Origin of the sequence: Burkholderia sp. Ac-20379 (genome assembly GCF_017104645.1) — a bacterium.
Taxonomy (GTDB): Bacteria; Pseudomonadota; Gammaproteobacteria; order Burkholderiales; family Burkholderiaceae; genus Burkholderia.
The window spans coordinates 1-5719 of record NZ_JAAGPF010000404.1 but is presented as its reverse complement, the minus strand read 5'-3'; the positions used below and the strand labels follow the sequence as shown (position 1 = coordinate 5719).

Here is a 5719-nt window from a genome sequence, read left to right as displayed (position 1 = left end):
CGCCGGCGCGACGAGCGCCTACCGCTGGGGCGCGAGTTACGTGATCGAGGGGTCGCAGATGGGCGGCGCGGTGCTGTATCAACGCCTGCACGAGCGGCTCGCGCCGCATCCGCTCGGCTTCCTCGCCACCGGCCGCAACGGCTTGTCCGCGCGCTGGAAGGCGTTCGTGCGCGGGCTGGCCGCGGACGTCGTCGCGCCGGCCCAGATCGCCGACGCCTGCCGTGGCGCGAGCGAGGCGTTCGACCGCCTGGTCGGCCTGGCCGGCGCGCATCGCGCCGCCGTCGTGGCGGCCTGAGGCGAGCCGCGCAACCATGAACGAGTTCCGCGCCGACGCCCTGAATCCCCGTCACGACATCGCCGCGTTGAGCGCGGCGGCGGCCGCTTTCGACTGTCTGCCCGAAGCCTATCTGATCGTCGATGCGCAGCACGAGGTGGTGCTGGCGAACCGGCGCTATCTGGAGCTGCTCGGCGTGTCCCTCGACGCGGTGGTCGGCCTGCGCATCCACGACATCAACCAGTTCGGCACGGCCGCGCAGCGCGAGGCGCGCCGCGCCTGGCTCGACGACGTGCTGCAGTCGAACCCGGGCCGCGAATCGGCGTGGTCGCCGGTGTTCCGCTACGAGATGCCGATGTCGCACGAAGGCGGCGATCCGGCGGCGCTGCCCGTGCCGCGCTACTGGCGCATCAAGACCACGCCGCTGGTGTCGGCCGATCCGGCGCTGGCCGGCGCGATGGCGGTGCTTGTCAGCGAAGCCACCGAGCATGTGGCCGAGTACGAACGCGATCAGCGCGAGCGCGCCAAGCTGCGTTCGCAGGCGCAACTGCGGCAGGTGGTGGCCGACGAGGCGCGCGCGCAGTTGCGCGAGCACCAGGAGCGGCTCGAGATCGCGATGGCGTTCTCGCAGGTCGGCGCCTGGGAGATGGAGCCGCAGACGGGCCGCATCGAATGCACCGATCAATGCCGCACCAATCTCGGCGTGGCGCTCGACGAGGTGCTCACGCGCGGGCGCTGGTTCGACGAGATCGTGCATCCCGACGACCGTTCGCGCCTGCACGCCGCGATGACGCACGCGCTCGACGCGCACGGCCAGTTCGAGGTGGATTTCCGGGTGGGCTGGCGGGTCGGCGTGCCGCGCTGGATTCTCGTGCGCGGCGTGGGCCGCTATCACGGCAACGGCGAACTGAGCTCGGTGCTCGGCTTCACGCTCGACATCACCGATCGCAAGCAGGCCGAGCTCGAAACCCAGGCCACGGCGGCGGCCGAGAAGCGCGCCCGCGAGGAAAGCGAGCGCCTGGCCACCGCGATGGATCACTTCATCACCACGGTCAGCCATGAGCTGCGCTCGCCGCTCAACGCGATCCTGACCTGGTGCGAACTGATGCGGCGCTCGCCCGAGCCTTCCCTGGTGGCGCGCGCGGGCGAGGTGATCAACCGCAACGGCCGCCAGCTCGCGCACATGGTGGACGACCTGCTCGACAGCGGCGCGATCGTCACCGGCAAGCTGTCGGTGCTGCCGCGCCCGGTCGATCTCGGCGCGCTGGCCGGCATCGTGATCGAGGACATGCGCGTGATGGTGGAGGCGAAGGGGCTGACGCTGCTCGCCGACCGCCTGATGCCGGCCATGGTGATGGCCGACGAGCACCGCATGAAGCAGATCGTCTGGAACCTGCTGTCGAATGCCGTGAAGTTCACGCAGGAAGGCACGATCGAGGTGTCGATCGCGTGCACGGGCGACCGGGTGGAGCTGGTGGTGCGCGATACCGGCCGCGGCATCGAGGCCGGCATGCACGAGCGCGTGTTCGAGCGCTTCCAGCAATCGACCGTCGACGGTGGCGGCCGCATCGCCGGGCTGGGCCTCGGCCTGTGGCTGGCGCGCAATCTGATGGACCGGCAGGGCGGCGAGATCGTCGCCGAGAGCGACGGCCCGGCGCAGGGCGCCACGTTCCGCGTACGGCTGCCGAAGTTCGTCTGACGTCCTGCCCGGCGGGCGGGGCGGCGCGAGGCCGGCCTCGCGCGCGGTGTCAGCGCTGCTGGTAGGGCGGCGGTTCGTTCAGCACCGCCCAGAACATGCCGAGATCGTTGATCGCGGCCATGAAATCGTCGAACGCCACCGGCTTCACCACGTAGGCGTTCACGCCAAGGTCATAGCTGCGCAGCAGATCCTTCTCTTCCCGCGACGACGTGAGCATCACCACCGGAATGTGGCGCAGGTTGCTGTCGCCGCGCACGATCTTCAGCACTTCGTGACCGTCGATCTTCGGCAGCTTCTTGTCGAGCAGGATCACGGCCGGGCTCTGGTCGGGGCGGTCGGCCCACTTGCCCTCGCGGCGCAGGAACTGCAGCGCTTCCTCGCCGTCCCGCACCGATACCACGGGGTTCGCGAGCCGGGTCTTTTCGAGCGCGATCATCGTCAATTCGATGTCGTCGGGGTTGTCTTCAACGAGAAGAATCGGTCTTAACACGCTTGCTCCATTGCTTGAATTGCCGATGCCGGAATGGCGCCCGCACCGGGCCGACGCGAGTGTCGCACGAAGCCGGCCGGCAGGCCAATGCCACGTGCGCTCGCGTTATTTCTGATCTTTCGGCACCGATTTCGAACGTCGCGCCGGTGCCAGCGCTTCGAGCCGCGCCGCGGCGCTGTTCGAGGTTTCCTCGAGTTCGACGTCCGCGCCGGCGAACACGCGAGGCAGCGTGAACGAGATCGTCGCGCCGCGATCGGGTTCGCCGTGCGCCCAGACTTTTCCGCCGTGGCGCTCGACGATCCGCTTGACAGAAGCAAGACCGATGCCAGTGCCGTCGAATTCCTCGACGTGATGGAGCCGCTGGAAGACGCCGAACAGCTTGTCGACATAGCGCATGTCAAAGCCCACGCCGTTGTCGCCGACGAAGAACACGTCGTGCCCGGCCAGCTCGCGTTGGCCCGCGTAGCGCCCGATTTCGATGCGCGCGGGGGTGCGAGCGGTGGAGAATTTTACAGCGTTCTCCACCAAATTACGCAGTACCAGGTGGATCAGCACCGGGTCGGCCATCACCGTGCCGAGCGTGCCGGTTTGCCAGACGAGCTGGCGCGGCGCGGCTTCCTTGTCGGCGTCGGCGATCAGCGTGGCCAGCATCGCGTCGAGATCTACGCGCTGCGGGCGCAGCGCCGAGCGGCCCATGCGCGAGAACGCCAGCAGATCGTCCACCAGCTTGCCGCCCACGCGCGCCGAATTGACGATCCGCTCGACGAAATGCCGGCCGCGCTCGGACAGGTTCGCCATCTCCATTTCCTGCAGCAGATCGGCGAACCCGACGATATGGCGCAGCGGCGCGCGCAGGTCGTGCGAGACGGTGTACGAGAAGCCCTCGAGCTCCTGGTTGGCGCGGCCCAGTTCGAGCGCCAGCTCGGCCATTTCCTCGGCGCGGCGCAACACGATGCCGAGCAGCGCGGTGCGGAAATCGAGCGCGATCTCGCGTTCGGCCGGCCGCCACGCGGGCGAGAAGCCGCGCACGGTGTCGGTCCACACGTCGAAGCTCTTGCGCGGCGACAGCGAATCGGCCAGCGGCGCGAGCTTCTCGCGCGGGTCGCCGGCCCATTTGATGGTCTTCACCACCTCGGGCCGGAACCACACGATGTAGTTGCGGAACAGGCGCGAGATCGACACGGCCAGCGCGCCCGCGTAATCGGGGCTGGCCTCGATCACCGGCACGTCGCGCGCGAGATTGTCGGTCCAGAACACTTCCTCGATCTGCGTGTCGAGCCATTTGACCAGCTCGCCCACCTGCGCCTCGGGCGGCGTGATGCCGGCCAGCACCACGCGGCCCTCGAACACGATCGCCACGCCCGACGCGTGGGTCAGCTTGAGCAGATCGACCGGATCGGCGGCCAGTGCGTCGACGAAGCTTTCGGTATCGGCCATCGAGGCCAGCAGCCGCGCCAGCATGTGCCGCAAATCGAGCCGCAGTTCGGCCTCGGCGTGATCCTCCTTGGCCTCGATCTGCAGCGACAGCACCTGCGCGACATGCTCGCAGGCGGTGCGCACCTCGAACGGCGGCACGCGCGCGGTGTCGTGGTGGCACGAGATCAGCCCCCACAGCTTGCCGCGCACCACGATCGACATCGACATCGACGAATACGTGCGCATGTTCTTCATGTATTGCACGTGCACCGGCGAGACGCTGCGCAGCGACGCGTAGGTCAGATCGGTGGGGCGGCCCGTGGACGGATGCAGCGGCGGCACCAGCGGCACCGGGCGGTAATCGGCGTCGGCGATCAGGCGGATGCGGTTGCGCACGTAGAGCGCGCGCGCCTGCGAGGGGATGTCGGAGGCCGGGAAGTGCTGGTCGGCGTACGACGCGTAGCCCGGCTCGATGCGCTCGGCCAGCACGTGGCCGTTGCCCTGCTCGTCGAAGCTGTAGACCAGCGTGCGGCCGAAGCCCGTGATGCGCTGCACCTCGCCGGCGGCCAGCTCGGCCAGGTCGGCGGTGGTCTGCACGTCCTGCAGCCGGTTGATGAACGTGCGCACCAGCGGATACATCGACGAGAACACATCGATGGTGCCGCGCGCCGGTTCGAGTTCGACGAAGGCGAGGCCGTCGTGGCGGTGCACGACGATCGCGAACGGCGAGCGGCGCGGGCTGTCGGAGCGCGGGTCGTCCATCGAGCCGACGTAGAGCGGCAGCCCGTTCGGATCGTGCTCGCGCAGCGCGGCGAGGATCGTGACGGCCCAGGCCTCGCCGACGAAGCTCGCCAGCATGCGGCCCGGCAGCGCGTCGGGCGCGCCGCCCACCAGTTCGACGGCGTTTTCGCTGGCCTGCAGGACGCGGCCCGCATCGTCGATCGACAGCAGGAAGCCGTGCGGCTGGATGCCGCCGGGGATGTGGATGGGTTCGCGCGCGCAGTCGGCGTCGTTCGGATCGGAAACGGACGGGATCGAGGCTGCCATGGGCTCTCCGGGCTGGGGTGCGGGCATTTTCGCACAGCGCGCGCGGGCGGCGGGGGCGCGCCGCCGCGCCGGACGCATCGCCCGAAGGCGTGCCTGCGATCGCGGAACGGCGTCGCGCGAGCGGGGGCGTGCGATCGCAGAAAGCCCGCCGGGCGGGCCTCCGATCTTGTGCGTGGACCGGATTTACAGGACAGACAAGGGCAGGGTGGCTCGCTTTAATGGGCACCGAGAATTCCAATGCGAGAGAGCCATGAACGAAGCGATGCCGACGCTCGACGACGCGCTGTGGTCGATGATCCAGCCTCTGATTCCCCCGGCCAAGGCGCGCCGCACGCGCTACCCGGGCCGCAAGCCGCTCGGGGATCGCGCCGTGATGGCCGGCATCCTGTACGTGCTCGAAACTGGCATTCCGTGGGGGCAACTGCCGCAGGAGATGGGCTTCGGTTCGGGCATGAGCTGCTGGCGGCGTCTGCGCGACTGGCAGCAGGCCGGCGTGTGGACCCAGATCCACGCCGTGCTGATGGGCCAGATGCGCTCGGCCGCGCGCGTGGACTGGTCGCGCGTGCAGATCGAATCGCGGCCGAAGCGCGCGGCGGCGGCCGAGGTGCGCGCCGCCGTGATCGCGGCAGCCGCGGCCGGAGCGAGAGCGGAAGAGCGTCGGGGAGGGGAAGAGTGTTGGTGGCAGTGGCGGTGTCGGGGGTGGGCGGGGGGTGAAAAAAAAAATGATGCGGATGCGGTGAGATTGCACACGCGTGGGTGTATAGAGCTGTAAGATGACGACACAGTGGATGTA

The 5719-nt window shown here is 69.1% G+C and carries 3 protein-coding genes and 2 pseudogenes; 3 read left to right on the top strand and 2 right to left on the bottom strand.

Annotated features, from left to right (window positions below):
- Together G3N92_RS30020 and G3N92_RS30015 are read left to right on the top strand one after the other, a co-directional pair.
- Positions 1–295: pseudogene (locus G3N92_RS30020) on the top strand (heme oxygenase); the annotation flags it as partial.
- 16 nt (positions 296–311) lie between these two features.
- Positions 312–1973, top strand: a complete 1662-nt coding sequence (locus tag G3N92_RS30015) for an ATP-binding protein (protein ID WP_206131189.1) — start codon at positions 312–314, stop codon at positions 1971–1973.
- A gap of 49 nt (positions 1974–2022) precedes the next feature.
- Here G3N92_RS30015 and G3N92_RS30010 read toward each other — a convergent pair whose 3' ends face one another.
- The gene (locus tag G3N92_RS30010; protein WP_206131188.1) at positions 2023–2463 is read right to left on the bottom strand and encodes a response regulator; all 441 of its coding nucleotides are present in this window, start codon (positions 2461–2463) and stop codon (positions 2023–2025) included.
- Between the two features lie 105 nt (positions 2464–2568).
- On the bottom strand, positions 2569–4926 hold the full coding sequence (locus G3N92_RS30005; RefSeq protein ID WP_206131187.1) for an ATP-binding protein: 2358 nt from the start codon (positions 4924–4926) through the stop codon (positions 2569–2571).
- A gap of 250 nt (positions 4927–5176) precedes the next feature.
- Between G3N92_RS30005 and G3N92_RS35175 the strand changes: the two are divergent.
- A pseudogene (locus tag G3N92_RS35175) lies at positions 5177–5503 on the top strand (transposase); the annotation flags it as partial.
- Between the last annotated feature and the right edge of the window lie 216 nt (positions 5504–5719).